Origin of the sequence: Paenibacillus sp. ACRSA (assembly GCF_022346845.1) — a bacterium.
GTDB lineage: Bacteria > Bacillota > Bacilli > Paenibacillales > Paenibacillaceae > Paenibacillus.
In genome coordinates this window covers 32,272-48,149 of the sequence record NZ_JAKRNP010000009.1, presented here as the reverse complement: position 1 = coordinate 48,149, position 15,878 = coordinate 32,272, and the positions used below count along the sequence as shown (strand labels likewise).

Annotated in this window: 12 protein-coding genes; 4 read left to right on the top strand and 8 right to left on the bottom strand. The window is 43.1% G+C overall.

All coding sequences use genetic code 11. The features are described from left to right. Positions 1-49 precede the first annotated feature (49 nt). The 6 genes from MH215_RS22010 to MH215_RS21985 all read right to left on the bottom strand — a co-directional run bounded on the left by MH215_RS22010 (position 50) and on the right by MH215_RS21985 (position 9,076). Entirely contained in the window at positions 50-1,657 is a 1,608-nt protein-coding gene (locus MH215_RS22010; RefSeq protein ID WP_239293321.1) for a PucR family transcriptional regulator, read from the bottom strand. A gap of 265 nt (positions 1,658-1,922) precedes the next feature. After that, positions 1,923-4,688, bottom strand: coding sequence for a CHASE3 domain-containing protein (locus MH215_RS22005; RefSeq protein ID WP_239293320.1), 2,766 nt, complete (start codon positions 4,686-4,688; stop codon positions 1,923-1,925). Positions 4,689-4,886: 198 nt separating this feature from the next. Further along, positions 4,887-6,275 carry a class II fumarate hydratase gene (gene fumC, locus MH215_RS22000; protein ID WP_239293319.1) on the bottom strand — a complete coding sequence of 463 codons (1,389 nt, stop codon included), beginning with the start codon at positions 6,273-6,275 and terminating at the stop codon, positions 4,887-4,889. A gap of 325 nt (positions 6,276-6,600) precedes the next feature. Continuing rightward, positions 6,601-7,611, bottom strand: a complete 1,011-nt coding sequence (locus MH215_RS21995; protein ID WP_239293318.1) for an aldose 1-epimerase — start codon at positions 7,609-7,611, stop codon at positions 6,601-6,603. 192 nt (positions 7,612-7,803) lie between these two features. Beyond that, positions 7,804-8,613, bottom strand: coding sequence for an MBL fold metallo-hydrolase (locus tag MH215_RS21990; protein ID WP_239293317.1), 810 nt, complete (start codon positions 8,611-8,613; stop codon positions 7,804-7,806). 196 nt (positions 8,614-8,809) lie between these two features. Beyond that, complete coding sequence (locus tag MH215_RS21985; protein WP_186380910.1) at positions 8,810-9,076, bottom strand: hypothetical protein; 267 nt, start codon at positions 9,074-9,076, stop codon at positions 8,810-8,812. Positions 9,077-9,293: 217 nt separating this feature from the next. On the opposite strand from MH215_RS21985, the gene MH215_RS21980 reads away from it, so the two are divergent. From MH215_RS21980 to MH215_RS21965, 4 genes are all read left to right on the top strand, one after another. Further along, positions 9,294-10,526 (top strand): aminopeptidase, encoded by a 1,233-nt coding sequence (locus MH215_RS21980; protein ID WP_239293316.1) that lies wholly within the window; start codon positions 9,294-9,296, stop codon positions 10,524-10,526. A gap of 135 nt (positions 10,527-10,661) precedes the next feature. Next, on the top strand, positions 10,662-11,894 hold the full coding sequence (locus MH215_RS21975; protein ID WP_239293315.1) for an aminopeptidase: 1,233 nt from the start codon (positions 10,662-10,664) through the stop codon (positions 11,892-11,894). A 209-nt stretch (positions 11,895-12,103) separates the two neighbouring features. Continuing rightward, positions 12,104-12,694: an RNA polymerase sigma factor gene (locus MH215_RS21970; protein WP_239293314.1), complete on the top strand. Its 591-nt coding sequence runs from the start codon at positions 12,104-12,106 to the stop codon at positions 12,692-12,694. Further along, positions 12,672-13,637, top strand: a complete 966-nt coding sequence (locus MH215_RS21965) for a hypothetical protein (RefSeq protein ID WP_239293313.1) — start codon at positions 12,672-12,674, stop codon at positions 13,635-13,637. Before MH215_RS21970 ends, MH215_RS21965 begins: the two co-directional genes overlap by 23 nt. A gap of 8 nt (positions 13,638-13,645) precedes the next feature. On the opposite strand, the gene MH215_RS21960 is transcribed toward MH215_RS21965, so the two are convergent. Both MH215_RS21960 and MH215_RS21955 read right to left on the bottom strand, forming a co-directional pair. Further along, a complete protein-coding gene (locus MH215_RS21960) occupies positions 13,646-14,140 on the bottom strand; it encodes a hypothetical protein (RefSeq protein WP_239293312.1) in 495 nt (164 codons plus the stop codon). Positions 14,141-14,398: 258 nt separating this feature from the next. Further along, positions 14,399-15,715, bottom strand: a complete 1,317-nt coding sequence (locus tag MH215_RS21955) for a hemolysin family protein (protein ID WP_275446285.1) — start codon at positions 15,713-15,715, stop codon at positions 14,399-14,401. Between the last annotated feature and the right edge of the window lie 163 nt (positions 15,716-15,878).

Sequence of the window (15,878 nt, the reverse complement as noted above, 5' to 3'; positions counted from 1 at the left end):
TGAAGAAATGTCCTATTGGAACATTGCATAACCTTAATTCCAGTTCACTTCAAGATCTAATCGTGGTCTTATCGCGAATAAACTTGCGGAAAGTGAATACCAGCTTTAATTTGAGCAGATCATTCGTTTTCTTAAAGTCCATCTGCAATAAGCTGCCAACCTTCTCCATCCGGTAGGTAACCGTATTACGGTGTACATATAGTTGCTTCGCCGCTTCATTAATTAACCCATCATTTTCAATGAAAGATTCCAGTGTATTCATCAAGACCTGATTAGGATCCCCTTCTCGTGCTAATAACGGTTCTAATACTTTGTTGCAGTAATTCTCCATAATGTTATCTGGTACATATTGAAACACATAGGCGAATTCCAGCATCTCAAACTGAAGGGCTCGATCCTTCATCCCGAATCGACGCGCCAGTTGACGTGTATCCAAACACTCCTGGTAAGCTTCTCGGAGCGACTTCGGCTCATGCTTCATTTTGGAAATCCAGAAGCGTGGGGAGGACTCCCCTTTGGCATCTTGTGCTTTCAGCACGTCGGCGAATCGACTAAGTAGAAAACTAGATAATTCCTCCCCATAGTCCCGACCTGTTGGACAGGTATAGATGGACAGGATGGCATCTTCAATCTGGAAGTGCTGTGAAGCCGTAAATTGCATTAATGGATTATATTGTAGCTCACGATGAATTTGCTTCAACAATTTCCCCTCTGCAAAAACGGAAGGTTCTAGCGTGATCAGCACACACTGATATGTGCCTTGAAAGAGATGAATACCCTTGTTTTCGCTCAGCTTTGTTAATTCCTCAACATTCAATTTATGTTCCAAGTACTGTGTAAGCAACGTACGCATCTCGTCTTGTACTGTCGGATTAATATGTTCGCGATACGTCATATCCATATAAAAAGCAAGTACATCTGCAGCTTGTTGGAACAACTCTTCCTCCGCTCGCAGTGATAGGGCAGAATCCGTGAATACAAGCAAGAATCCGTATTGCTCATCGCTTTGCTTGATCGGTACACGATGACAGCTACCTTGGTTCCACTTTACACGGTGCATAATAGATTTCCACGGCCAACCTTGAGTAATGGCATCGCCTGCTATTCCATCACTGCCGTACAATACATGTCCTCGTGACCCAATGACAGCAATTGGGTAGTTTAATACGGCGGCAAGCTCTGCAAATACGTTCCGGTGCTGCTGCTGTTGCAGAGCAAAATGCATTAGCTTCTTCTGCTTCTGTACCACGTCATGCAGCAAGCGATGCGTACGATCGTGCTCTACTTTGAACAAGGCATTCATCTGATCTGAGAATGTGAATTGAAACGGAAGTTCAAGAAGTGGCAGACGTAAGCGATCAGCTTCTTCAATAATGCCCTGCGGAATACAATCCCAGAAGCGACCAAGCTTAATACCAAGGCCTGCACAGCCACGATCATTCAATCTACGCATCAGATGCAACGCATCCGTCTCATTGTCTTTCATAATAAAAGCTGTCGTAAATAAAAGCTCTCCCGATTTAATCCAATCCGCGATATCTGGAGCGTCCATGACATTGACGGATTTCATCATCCGTGAAGTTCCCTCTCCACCTGCGACCAATTTCGCCTCGGATAAAGGATATACCTGCAAAGCTTCTTTTACCGTAAGTTGCATGGACATGACCTCCCATATATATGACAAGTAAGGTTAAATAAATTGAATGCGAAGTCCTGTTTTATACGTCATAATGAATTTTATCACTTATCTCATATCACATTTTCATCAATAACCATGAATGTTGTTAAGTATTATAACATCATTATCTTGGAAATAGCTTACATCTAAAAAAATAAAACCCATGACTCGCTGGCAAGCTTACGCTACACCATGTTCATGGGTTTAAAGGCGATTATTATGAATCACAATCTTGAAGGATAATCTAGATTCCGAGCGGTTCATGGCTCAGCCATAATTTCATTCGAGATATGACCTCTTTCATATTTAACGGTTTACTGATGTAATCCGATGCCCCTGCAGCAAGGCACTTATCACGATCCTCTTTCATTGCCTTCGCCGTTAACGCGATGATCGGTAGACTGGTTAGATTTAATCTATTCCGAATCTGGCGTGTCGTTTCGTAGCCGTCCAATTCTGGCATCATAATATCCATCATAATGATGTCAGGCTTGGCCTCACCACTTTCCAGCATTTCGAGGCATTCGTATCCGTTCTGAGCAGTGATCACACGCATATCATACCGTTCAAGCGCGTTAGCTAGCGCATAAACATTGCGAATATCATCGTCTACAACAAGCACCTGACGTCCGCGCAGCAGTGACTCTTCCAGAGGTGTCAACAACATCTCATTGGGTGATATGTCAGACGAAGTGTGTGGCACTCTTGAAGATGTATTCTCCGAAAGCTGAGGCGCAGTAGAAGCGACTTCATTCGCGAAGAGTCTGGAATCATACACATCTTCTTGTTCATCGTGATGCAGTGGTAGGAACAAAGTAAATACACTGCCCTCCCCTTCCCGGCTCGTTGCCGAGATGGAACCTCCCAGCAAACTCGCTAGTGATTGGGAAATGGAAAGTCCGAGACCTGTTCCCCCATACTTCCGCGCTGTATCTCCATCCGCCTGCTTGAACGCGTCAAAGATCTGTAATAGCTTATGTTCTGCAATACCGATTCCTGTATCACTAACCGAGAATGCAATAACTTCGTCCTCGTGCCCCTTCTTCGTTGCACTAGGTAAATTCACTCTGGAAATGGTAAGAGCAACTTCACCCTGTTTCGTAAACTTGAATGCATTCGAGAGTAAGTTTCTAAGAATCTGATGCAAACGCATCTCGTCAGAGATAATCGTTTCCGGGAGATTGCTGTGCAACTGGATGCGGAAATCAATTCCCTTTTGCTCAGCTGTTTTTAAGAAATATTGATTCATCATCTCCGGCAAACTGTCCAGATAGACGTCACTGAAATCGACTTCCATCTCTCCCGCTTCGACTTTGGACAGATCGAGAATGTCATTGATCAGATTAAGCAAATCTTTGCCGGATGCATGAATCACTGATGCGTATTTCTGCTCTTCTTTATTTAAGTGCTGATTTTTGTTCTCTGCTAGAATTTCTGACAGAATTAACATACTATTGAGCGGAGTGCGTAGTTCATGAGACATATTGGCGAGAAACTCGGATTTGTACCCTGAGCTTGTGCGTAATTGATCGGCGACTTCAGCTAGTTCACTAGCTGAGGACTCAGCCACATTCTTTTGTTCCTCTAGACGTTCATTCAGCATGTACAGCTCTTCGGTCTGCATCTGAAGCTCCTCCGTCTGTGATAACATTTCTTCCGTCTGCACCTGAAGCTTCTCAGATTGTGCCTGTAACTCTTCATTAAGGACCTGAGACTCATCATACAACTGCTGCAGTTCCATCCGCGTAACAGTCGAATGAAGCGATACACCAAATATATTAATCAGTTCGTTGAGTAGCGTAATTTCGCTATCCTGTAGTGGTTTCATCGACGCAAGTTCAATGACAGCAATCGTTTTTCCTTCGAAGATGACAGGAATAACCGTAAGAGATGTTGCAGGTGCATGTCCGAGCCCAGACGAGATACGAATGTAATTTTGCGGCAGATCGTTTAGGCGCAGCATTCGTTGCTCATTCGCACTTTGTCCTACAAGCCCCTCGCCAGGTGCCAGTGAAATTTTACCTAGTGACCGTTCTTTGTCGCCATCAGCAGCATATGCAGCAACACGCAACAGTCGATTATCTTTCCAGTAGTATAAGACGCTATACGGAATATCTAACAGCATGGCAAGCTCATTCAGAAACCGTCGTGATAATCCCTCTAATGTCGTGGGGTTCTGCATCAGCGTAGCAATTTCAGTAATACGATCTTTTGTACGATTCTGCTCTTGTACGGTATCCAGCAGTTTGTTCGTCTCATTGCCCAGATCGCCTACCTCGTCATTGGTGCGTACATGGATACGTTGTGTGAGGTTTCCGCCTTTGTAAATCTCACTAATGGTTTGTTTGACCTCGCGTAACGTTTTAATAATATTTCCCGAGATTACGATTGCCGCTAGAACGGACAGTATTGCAATTACTCCCCATAAGCTGTACATGACCGTCAGCAATGTTGAGCTGCGGGCTGCTAGATCGGTAACCCTGGCTTCGGTCAGAGCAATCTCTGTATTTCGGAAGTTCGTGAGCTGTGATCTTAATAGATCTATTTCGGTTTTACCAGGATCGGATTGAAAAAATGCTAGTACCTGCTCCTGATCACCTTGTCTCTTCAGTTCAATGGAAGGTTCACCAGCCACTTCAATCCAGCGGCTAATATGTGTCTTGATATTTTCAAGACTGAGCTGTTGCGACCGGTTGTCATTCACTAATTCATAGAGTGCTTCATAATGTGAATTCCATTGGGCGAGACCTTGTATGTAAGGTTCTAAGTACGTCTCGTTTCCAGTAAGCATGAACCCTCGCTGTCCTGTCTCCATATCGAGAACAGCTTTTTCAATAGAGTTGGTCAAATTGTGTACATCCAGGTCATGATGGCTGATAAAGTCATTTTCTTTCTGTAATGTGTTAATCAGAGCTGTCAGAACTAGCAGAACGGCTCCAAATAACAATACAACCACAAGATAACCTATTAATATTTTGGAGCGTATTGTGAATCTTCTCCTTTTTAGCACCACTTAACCTCCAATGATATAAACCAATCAATTACAATAGGGTTACTTTTTGAACACGTACTATTATACTTGCATATGTATTTTATATGCATGCGTATATTAATGACAAGCATTATCCTATATTATTCTTCACAAGAAAAAAACGACCTGTTCTCACAGGCCGCTTCACATCGTTCTATTCATAAATATATTAATTCCTTAAGCTTTAGGCGCGATCATCTTCGCTGGGTCTACATACTGATTAAATTGCTCTTCGGTAAGTAACCCCGTTTGCAATGCTGCTTCTTTCAGAGACAGCCCTTCCTTATGCGCAAGCTTCGCAATTTTGGCTGCATTCTCGTAACCGATATGCGGATTGAGTGCAGTAACCAACATTAACGAGTTGTTCAAGTTATGTTTAATCTGACCCAGATTAGGTTCAATGCCCACTGCACACTTATCATTAAAGGCAATGATGGAATCTGCAAGCAATTGCACCGATTGAAGGAAATTATAGATAATCACGGGCTTGAATACGTTTAGTTCAAAATTACCTTGGCTCGCAGCGAATCCGATGGCTGCATCATTACCCATGACTTGTGTAACGACCATCGTTAACGCTTCACTTTGCGTAGGATTAACTTTGCCCGGCATGATGGAGCTGCCTGGTTCGTTCTCTGGAATGCTAATTTCACCCAAACCACTACGTGGACCACTAGCGAGCCAGCGTACATCGTTGGCAATTTTCATGAGATCAGCTGCAAGCGCTTTTACTGCACCGTGTGCGTAAACGACTTCATCATGGCTTGTGAGCGCATGGAATTTGTTCGGCGCCGATACAAAATCCTTACCTGTATGTTTGCCGATCTCTTTGGCAGTGAAATCACCAAAATCCGGATGTGCATTAATGCCCGTTCCTACCGCTGTACCACCAATCGCAAGTTCCTTCATGTATTGCACACTTTCGCGGATCATGCGTTCACTCTTCGCGAGCATCGCTTCCCAACCGCTAATTTCTTGACCCAATGTAATCGGAGTGGCATCCTGAAGGTGAGTACGTCCAATTTTAATGATATCTTTGAACGCTTCAGATTTATCCGCCAACGTTTTCTTCAATACAGCAATAGCTGGCAAAAGTTGATCTTCAACAGCAAGTACGCCTGCGACATGCAGCGCTGTTGGGAACGTATCATTCGAACTCTGGGACATGTTGACATCATCATTTGGATGAAGACGTTCTTCCTTCCCCTTTTGCTCTAGCAATTGGTTACCGAGATTGGCGATAACTTCGTTCACATTCATATTGGATTGTGTACCACTACCCGTCTGCCATACTACAAGCGGAAAATGATCGTCAATTCGTCCAGCGATGATCTCATCGGCAGCGTATGCGATTGCATCGGATTTGGCAGCAGACAACTTACCTAATTTATGGTTACTCGCCGCAGCGCTTTTCTTCAAAATAGCGAGAGAGCGGATAATTTCCATTGGCATATGTTCGTGCCCGATCGGAAAATTCTCTTTACTACGTTGGGTTTGAGCTCCCCATAATCTGTCAGCAGGTACTTTCATTTCTCCAAGTGTATCTCTTTCAATGCGGTATTCCACTTGCTTTTCCTCCTCCAAAAAAATGGTCTGGGTTTTCTCAAAAGTGGGTGTATCTATATATGTTTAACTAAAAATGATTTACACTGACCACTACGATGACAGAACAACCTTCCGATCGCTGTTATCCCCAGATTTTTTTGATTCCTCTTTTCAAAGGGGAAATCCGGGGATAAAGGCGAACGCTTCGCTTCTCCACGTTATTTCTGTCCTCTTCGTTCTAGTGTAAAAGTTTAGTTAAACCCATATAGCCATAGTATACATGAGATAAGGGTTAATTTTCACCTTTTCGACAAAATTGTAAGCGTACCGCAAAACGAGTGTGACATTATTTTTGAGCAGGGATTGGATATAAGCGACTTGTCTGCTCGAAGATCTCTCCGGTTTCAAGACCAATAAGTCCGATCTCTTCTGCAGAAGCCCCTTTCACATTCGGTGCATTCACAAGGTTCATCTGTGGTTCAGGACAGAAGAAGTTATCCTCCATATTGTTGTTCCAGATCATCCAGTGTTTGTAGGACGTGCCTACATCATAAACCAGCTTATGACCCGTACGATGATCCGTCAGTTCCATATAGTTACGTCCATTTTGAGGTACAGCCGTGTAATGGTTGTCCATCGCAGCAAAAAACGGACTCACACCTTCTGCCTTCAATTTCTCTTCATCCGGTGTAAGCGGTTGAAATTCACCTGTAGGCAAGGAGCGTTCATCCAACTCACGACGTTGTCCAATCGTAATTTTAGCTGTATAATCCGAGCGTTGACTCGCTGAATCAAAAGGTACGCTAATCGCTGTGTGGAATGCAAACAAATTAGGCATGCGCTTCGTTCCGTTATTTCTTACTTTTAATTGTTGTTGCAGTCCATCTTGACTCAATGAGTATCGAAGTGTCACCGTAAACGTAAATGGCAGATACTTATAGAAAGGATGTCCCTCTTTCACTTCCTGACTCAACAGTACATAGCTCTCTAGCTCGTTAACGCCATATCCCTCTACGTTCCATTCCACATCGTGTAGAAAACCATGTAGATGATTGCCTGTTGCTGGTTCATTTACAGGAAGTTGATAGATTTCCCCGTCCCAAGGAAAACGTCCATCCTCATACCGATTGGGAGGAGATAGAATCGGAATACCGTACACCGCTGGTGCTGCTCGGAATTCATCCATATTGTTCAGGTCTGGCTCTCGTAAATAGCGATGCCCCAGCTCAGTATCCCGATAAGCTACAAGGTTCCCACCTACGCTTGGGATAACTGCCGCTTCAAATTGATTAAAGCGAAGCCATACAGCGGGGATACCGCCAAATTGTTCTTCAACCGCTTGATTTTGATGTGTCATTATATGTACCTCCTGTGCATACTAAGGTTTATACTATACGGCTCGAATATATCATGACTGGGCACAAAATACCAATCTATGATATAGAACACATCCATCAATTAACGAACTATGACATAGAAAAAGACAGCAAGCATCCAGTGCCGCTGTCTTAACTCGGTTATGTTTTATTATCCTTATTGTTTGTATAGTTTAATCTACATATTTCCCGTGATCCGGTACCGTCGTTTCTTCAAAATCATGATCTAGCTTACGCAGTGATTCACTTAACATCTCGCCAGTAAGACAATGCCCATGACCTGTAACGACGATGTTCGGATCGAGCTGTCGAATCTGTTGAACGGATCGATGAGCTGCCTGCCAATCAGTTGTAAAATATGCCGGTGGTCCATGCAACTGTTTGTCCTGAAGCAGAACACTCCAGAGCGACTCTTGCTTCACAGAGATAATGGCATCTCCAGCAATAAGGATTCGATCCTGATCCCGGAACAGCGAGATGTGCCCTGGTGTATGCCCTGGCGTGTGCACCCATTTCCATCCAGGAGCTCCTGGAACAGAATGATCATCCGGCAAACTGAAAATTCGATCATCCAAATTAATCGCCTCATTCGGGTAAGCAAAGGACAATCGTGCCATAATCCCACCTCCAACAGTAGGATCAGCAGGCGGATAGTCTTTCAGACCCGTCAAATAGGGAATTTCCTGCGAATGTGCATACACGGGTACGCCCCAAAACTGCTCAAGCTCAATGACGGTACCTACATGATCGAAATGCCCGTGGGTCAAAATGATGGCAGATGGTGGTCCGGTGAATCGCTCTGCTGCAACTTCAACAATATGATCAGTGAACTTCGCCATTCCCGTGTCCACAAGCACCCATTTTCTGCTTCCTGGCTCACCGATGAATATCACATTCACAAATAGTGTACGCATACTGAGGATATCGTGTGCGACTTCTTCAAGCCCCGTCATTCCTGATGTAATCAGATTGTCAGATGCCATTCACGGTTACCTCCCATTCAGGCGGATTGTCCCTCTATACTCGATTCTTCTGTCGTAGACTTCCCTTTTCTGGCATTTCTATTCCATTATCCATAAAATAAAACGGTGTACACCCTTAAACAGGCATACACCGTCTAGTATAGTCAGTGCGATTCCATAATAGAACCATAACATGTAATCATATAAGTTATTGCATTTAGGCAGGATAAGCATCCAGTGCAGCATCAAGCAACTGATTGTAGAGATCATCATCATTCTCTAACAGCTCGTCCATCCGAAGCAATTCCTCTTCGTCCCCGGATAGCTCGGTGAAATGAAGACTGTAATCCCAATCCTTTCCGTTTTTGCTCATAAAGGTAATCTCATACTGTGACTGGGTTCCTTCTGCCTTAAAAACTGTATTTCCCACATACAATTTCTCATCTTCACGGCGCATTTCAGCGCGAATTACTTCAATATTCACTCTCGTTCTCTCCTTTAATCTCTCATCTAGAACGGTTCTCCACATTTTATGGTAAACCTGGTTTGGTAATTATTATTGGTTAATTGTACAATATATATCGTAGCAACGTATACCTTATTCAATGAAGGAGCTTTTATTATCCTTACATACACATGATGAGGGCTGTATCAGCCAACGAGGGCTACGACAATTTATGATTATTGGAGGAGAATATAGCATGAATAATTTCGAAACAAACCTACAGCAGTATGCGGAACTGGCCGTAAAAGTTGGGGTCAACGTACACCCTGGACAAACACTGGTTGTGAATGCACCAATCTCTGCAGCACATTTTGTTCGTCTCATCGTAAAAGCAGCATATAACACAGGTGCCAAACTGGTCAAAGTGAATTGGAGCGATGAGGTTGTCACTCGTCTTCACTATGATCTGGCTCCAGAAGAATCTTTCTCAATCGAGCCGAAGTGGTTTGCAGCTGAAATGACCGAGCTTGTGGAAGAAGGCGCAGCAGTATTGCACGTTATTGCTGAGAATCCGGATCTCTTGAACGGTGTTGCACAGGAACGAATCATAACTAGCCAGAAAGTGCGTGCCAAAGCGTTGGAAAAATATCGTGCACTACAAATGGCGGACAAATTTAGCTGGTCAATCGTTGCTGTTCCATCACCAGAATGGGCTGCTAAAGTCTTCCCAGATGTCCCAGAAGCGCAACAAATCGATAAATTATGGGATGTTATTTTCAAAACGGTTCGTATTGGCGAACAGGATGCTGTCGCTGAATGGAAGACACATTTGCTCAACCTTGATTCCCGTGCTGATCTGCTTAACCAGAAAAAATATAAGAAACTTCACTACACAGCTCCAGGTACTGACTTGACCATTGAACTTCCAGAGGGGCATCTATGGGTATCCGGTGGCAGTGTCAATGAACAAGGTCATGTGTTCGTTGCTAATATGCCTACGGAAGAGGTATTTACCGCACCTCTGAAATCAGGGGTTAATGGTACTGTTCGTAGCACCAAACCACTCAGCTATGGTGGGAACCTAATCGATGGCTTCTCCCTTACATTTGAAAATGGCCGAGTGGTAGATTATTCCGCTGAACAGGGATATGATGCTCTCAAAAACCTGGTCGAAATGGATGAAGGTGCACACTATCTGGGCGAGGTTGCTCTCGTTCCTCATCAATCACCGATCTCTGATACGAATATTTTGTTCTACAACACGCTGTTTGATGAGAATGCGTCTAACCACTTGGCAATCGGTAATGCCTACGCATTCTGTCTTGAAGGCGGAAAATCGATGTCCAAGCAAGAACTTATTGACGCTGGCTTGAATTCTAGCCTTACGCATGTGGACTTTATGATTGGATCTGGAGAAATGAATATTCACGGTGTAACTTCCGAAGGTAAAGAAGAAGCCATCTTCCTAAACGGAAACTGGGCATTCTAAATCTCTGCGAATTTCATGAGAGAGGATAACATTCCTCTCTCTTCCTTTGTTTTTATCGATAAATTTAACATGGCATGCTAGGTTCGACTTGAAAATGCTTGATAATGACTACGGTTAAAGTAAGGAGACAATTAGATGTTAACATTTGAACAAAAGCTGGATCGTTACGCGGAGCTCGCTGTCAAAGTAGGAGCAAACGTACAACCCGGACAAATTTTTGTGATTAGTGCCATGATCGATACCGTTGAATTTGTACGCCTGTTGGTACGCAAGGGGTATGAAGCAGGTGCCAAGAAAGTCATCGTAAAATTCAGTGACGAAACTGTGAATCGACTTCGTTTAAAGATGGCTCCGGAACAATCATTCCAAGATCCTCCGAAATGGCATGCTGCTGAGCTTGAAGAGCTTGCTGCAAACAACGCGGCATTCTTAACTGTGCTATCATCAAGCCCTGACTTGTTGAAGGGAATTGATCCGGAACGTATTTCGACACATCAACGAACCTATGGTCAGGCACTTGCTAAATACCGTCAGTATCAGCAGGCAGATAAAATGAGCTGGACAGGTGTAGCCTGCCCTTCCCCTGACTGGGCTGCTAAAGTATTCCCAGACCTTCCTGCCTCTAAGCAGATGGAACAGCTATGGGAAGCCATCTTCGCTGCCGTACGGGCAGATTTAGAAGATCCTATCCAAGCTTGGGATAAGCATATCGAGCGCTTAGAACACAAGGCTGTTGCGCTTAATAACAAAAAGTATCGTGCACTGCACTTTATCTCACCTGGTACCGATCTAACCGTTGAGCTTCCAGAAGGACATATTTGGGCTCAGGCAGGAAGTGTGAATGAACAAGGTACTCCTTTTGTAGCTAATATCCCAACAGAAGAAGTGTTCACAGCTCCAGCAAAACACGGCGTTAATGGTACAGTATCCAGCACGAAACCATTAAGTTATGGCGGAAGCATTATTGATCGTTTCACGCTTACGTTTGAGAATGGGCGGATTGTTGATTTTCATGCGGAGGAAGGACATGATACGCTTGAACGTCTGATTAATATGGACGAAGGCTCTCATTACTTGGGTGAAGTTGCTCTGGTACCCTACCACTCACCGATCTCCGAAAGTGGCATTTTATATTACACAACACTCTATGATGAGAATGCATCCTGTCATCTTGCAATCGGTAGTTCATACGCCTTTAATATCGATGGTGGCAAAAAGATGTCCCCAGAAGAACTCGCCGCACGTGGTATGAACACGAGTATCACTCATGTAGATTTCATGATGGGTTCGCCCGAGACAGATATCTACGGCATTACAACAAGTGGTGAACGTGAAGCAATCTTCTTGAAAGGTGACTGGGCGTTCTAATAGGACCATGAATTCTAGCAACAGCATTTATATTTGAAACTACTATAAGAGACTGCCTAATTAACCATATTTATGGTTAATTAGGCAGTCTTCTTTTTATTCTTTTTTCGCTCAGTATGTAAAACGATGATATTGTGAGACTTCCATATAATGCTGTAAAATGTAATGATACCAATGTTTGTGGATTATTCACCAGAAAGGAGAACATCATGGCTAATCGGCTCCAATTACTCTTAGCCTCAGATTTCCATAATTTGAGCCCTACACTTCAGGAAGAAGTGTATTATGAATATTACAATATGGTACATGGCCTCATCGTTTATATTATCAAAGAGCGAGCTGCTGCTGAAGACATCATTCAGGATGCTTTTATCAAAATCATTAAAAATAAACCTCTTTTCGAGAGTGAAGTCAAACTGAGAGCATGGCTTAAAGTCGTAACCCGAAATACAGCCATTAATTATTTGAGAAAAAATAAAAATAACCGTAACCAACTGGACACGGATAGTGTTTTTATAGATATGGAGACGATTAATCAGACTTCAGCTTCTGTCGAGACCACAGTTGAAACACAAATGATGCAAGAATCTATAGAGTTTTACCTCAGCCAGCTCAAACCTGAATATCGAGTTCTGATCGAGATGCGGTGGAAAGACGGACTCTCTTATCGGGAGATGGCTGAGATTTTGAATACATCGGAAGAGATTGTTAAGCAACGGTTATTCCGTGCTAGGGGAAACATTAAGAAGCAACTACATAAGGAATGGGGTGGCAGCATTGAGCAAAGGCAAATTAGATAAGCATGATCATGAGTCATATGCAGAGTTGGAAGATGACTATTTTGATGATGCCTTCGATTTAGCTTTTGATGAAGCGTTCCACCGGGCTGCTTCAGCCCCCCCTACCCCGAGCAACGAACAAACCAAAAGCATGCAGGAATCTTGGCTCAAGGTGCAAACCGAGATTAATAGAATAGGCAAACGTAGAAAACGTAAACAGACCTTCTGGTTATCTGGTGTTGTGGCAGCATCCGTTACCCTAGGTGCATTGCTGTTTAGTGTCCCTGCCGGCACACAAGCGGTATCTCCTTTTGTGCAAACGATAAAAGATTGGGGAAATGGGATGAAATCCATCGTCATCAAAGATGGTACGGAAAAAATGCTTGGTGCAGATCCTTCAACTGCTAAAACTCCACCTCCACCCAATCCAGGTATTGAGGATGCCCCAAAAGTTTTTTCAGAAGAGACTGTTGAACAAGCGTCTGAATTCGAAAGAGATTTCACACAGACACTAGTTCCTGTAAAAGTCACTGAGGAAGAAGCACGCTCAGGGTTTAATGGTGACTTCTTACTCTCCAAAGCAATCCCTGAGCGATTTAATAACATTAAGTTCGAGCTTATGCTTGATATAGATGGGGCTCGCCCTCTGGATAGTGACTTTGAATCAGACCAATTACGAGTTCTTTACACAATAGAAAGCACAAATGTACAGGATGAAATAATTCAATTTGATTTTATTTGGATTCATCCTGGTCAAGTGATTGAAAATCCTATACTTCGTGAGACTACCACAGTCACTTTAAAAGACGGTAGCGATGCGTTTTTCTCAACAGGATCTACTTATAATACTTTTCAGTGGATGATGGGATCCACCAATGTTAGCATATACGGTACCGTTAGCAAAACGGAATTACTTGCAATTGCAAACGATCTACAGAAACAAAAGTTTCACTTTAACAATTAATGACTTCGCTAAAAGAGTATACTTGGTGATGTGTGCGTAGTTTTTTCTGCAGTTGAACCATCATTTGCAGTGTGAACACTCACAACTCGATAATAATAACCCGTTATAACTGTCCAACTGCTTTCTGCACTCAATGCAGAAATATTACTTTTCGTGACAGAATTCGAACGATAGGTGACCCATGCTGTTCCAGTCCAACGTTCGAGACGATAATCTACTTGAATATAGTTCATCTGACTGTAAGTGATCGTATTTATACTTACTTTTGCAGTGAGGCCTCCTCCTGGAATGACCGATCCATTTGCATAATAAATATTATCTAGTTGAGCATTACTCTGGATGCTTTGCACTTCTGGTGGAGGTGGTGTCAACGCTCCTGATTCGACGGTAGGACTTTTTGAGGCTGCTTGAATTTCACCGTTAGGCATGGCTAGGATCAAAGGTAAAGTTAATGCGACTGCTAGTGTCACTTTAGTGACATTCTTCATATTATTCTTCAACATTTAATAACCCTCCAATTCAAAATTTTAGCTTTCCACAGTTGATATACGAAGTTTAATGGTGATTGGTTTCAAATAAAACCCTTTATATCCAATTATTTTTTAAAAGAATTTCGGGCTGATAATTAAATCAGCATTCTAATTACCATGCACTTTCATCTCTTAAAGAAAAACCGTACAGTGAATGACAACACTGTACGGTTTCTATTATTGTGGGTAGATGACTTTTAATATTAATGCACACTGTTTCTAGAGCTTATATCAAGCCCCTTCTTCTTCCACTAACATCTCTAACTTAATCACATTTACACGTGAGATTCGTTTGTGCTCTGTCTCCTGGATTACGAAGAGATGTCCATCGTACTCTACCGACTGTCCCACCTCAGGCGGAATTGTTTCAACTCTGGAGTATAGCCATCCACCAATCGTGTCATAATCCGATCGATCCATCTCTAGTCCGAAACGCTCACTTACTTCTTCAATCAGCATAAGCCCATCAATCGAGTATTCCATTTCATCCACTTGCTCAATCGCAGGACGTTCCTGATCGAATTCGTCCTGAATCTCACCAACGATCTCTTCCATAATATCCTCAAGCGTTACAAGTCCTGAGGTTCCTCCATACTCATCAATCAGAATCGCAATTTGTGTCTTACCTCGCTGCATGCGTTTGAGCAAGTCACTGATTGGTGTTGAATCGGGAACGGCAAGAATTGGACGAATGACCGAGATCGTATCGGTTAATTGAGATTTCATCAGATCTTTAATGTGAATAAAACCGATGATATGATCCTTGTCACCGTTATATACCGGATAACGGGTTCTCATGCTTTCACTGGCGATCTCCAAATTCTCCAGCATCGACTGATTGGCGTTCAGACAGATCATTTCCGTCCGCGGAATCATAATTTCACGGGCGGTCGTTGCCGTAAAATCAAATATATTATCAACAAGCGCCAATTCAGTATTGTCAATTAAACCGCTCTTATTGCTTTCTTTCATCAGAATGCGTATTTCATCTTCGCTATGCGCTTCATCCAGTTCGGAGGCCGGTGCCATCCGGAACATACGCAAAAGGCTGTTCGCCATTCCATTTAAAGCCCATATAAAGGGATACATTAATTTGTAGAAAAAGGTAAGCAGTGCCGCAGACCATAACGTGACCGTCTCCGATTTACGGATTGCTATCGTTTTGGGAGCAAGTTCCCCGAGTACAATATGCAAAATCGTAATAATAACAAAAGCAATGGCAATCGAAACGCCATGCACATAAACAGGACCTAACCCAAATGCCGTAAACATAGGCTCAAGCAAGTGAGCGATTGCCGGTTCTCCCAGCCACCCAAGTCCCAGTGAAGCTAGCGTTATCCCTAACTGACACGCAGATAGATAAGCATCTAGATTACGTACAATGTTGGAAGCATAAATTGCATTTTTGTTGCCTGATTCCACCAAAGCTTCGATGCGGCTACCGCGAACTTTGACCATCGCGAATTCTGCCGATACGAAGAAACCATTCATCAATACAAGTAAACCGATTAATACTAAGTTTAAAATACTCGGTAAGGGGTCACTCAAATGTTCATCCTATTCGCCGTTATTCTTCGGCAAATAGGTCCACCTCCTTCGAAAATGTAGGATATTAGCCATTCTGCCGCTCATATGCAATTTCAACTTCCCAATACTTCCACCTCCGCCCTTATTGTGTCGAATAACAAGGATATGCTTCTTTTATTATATA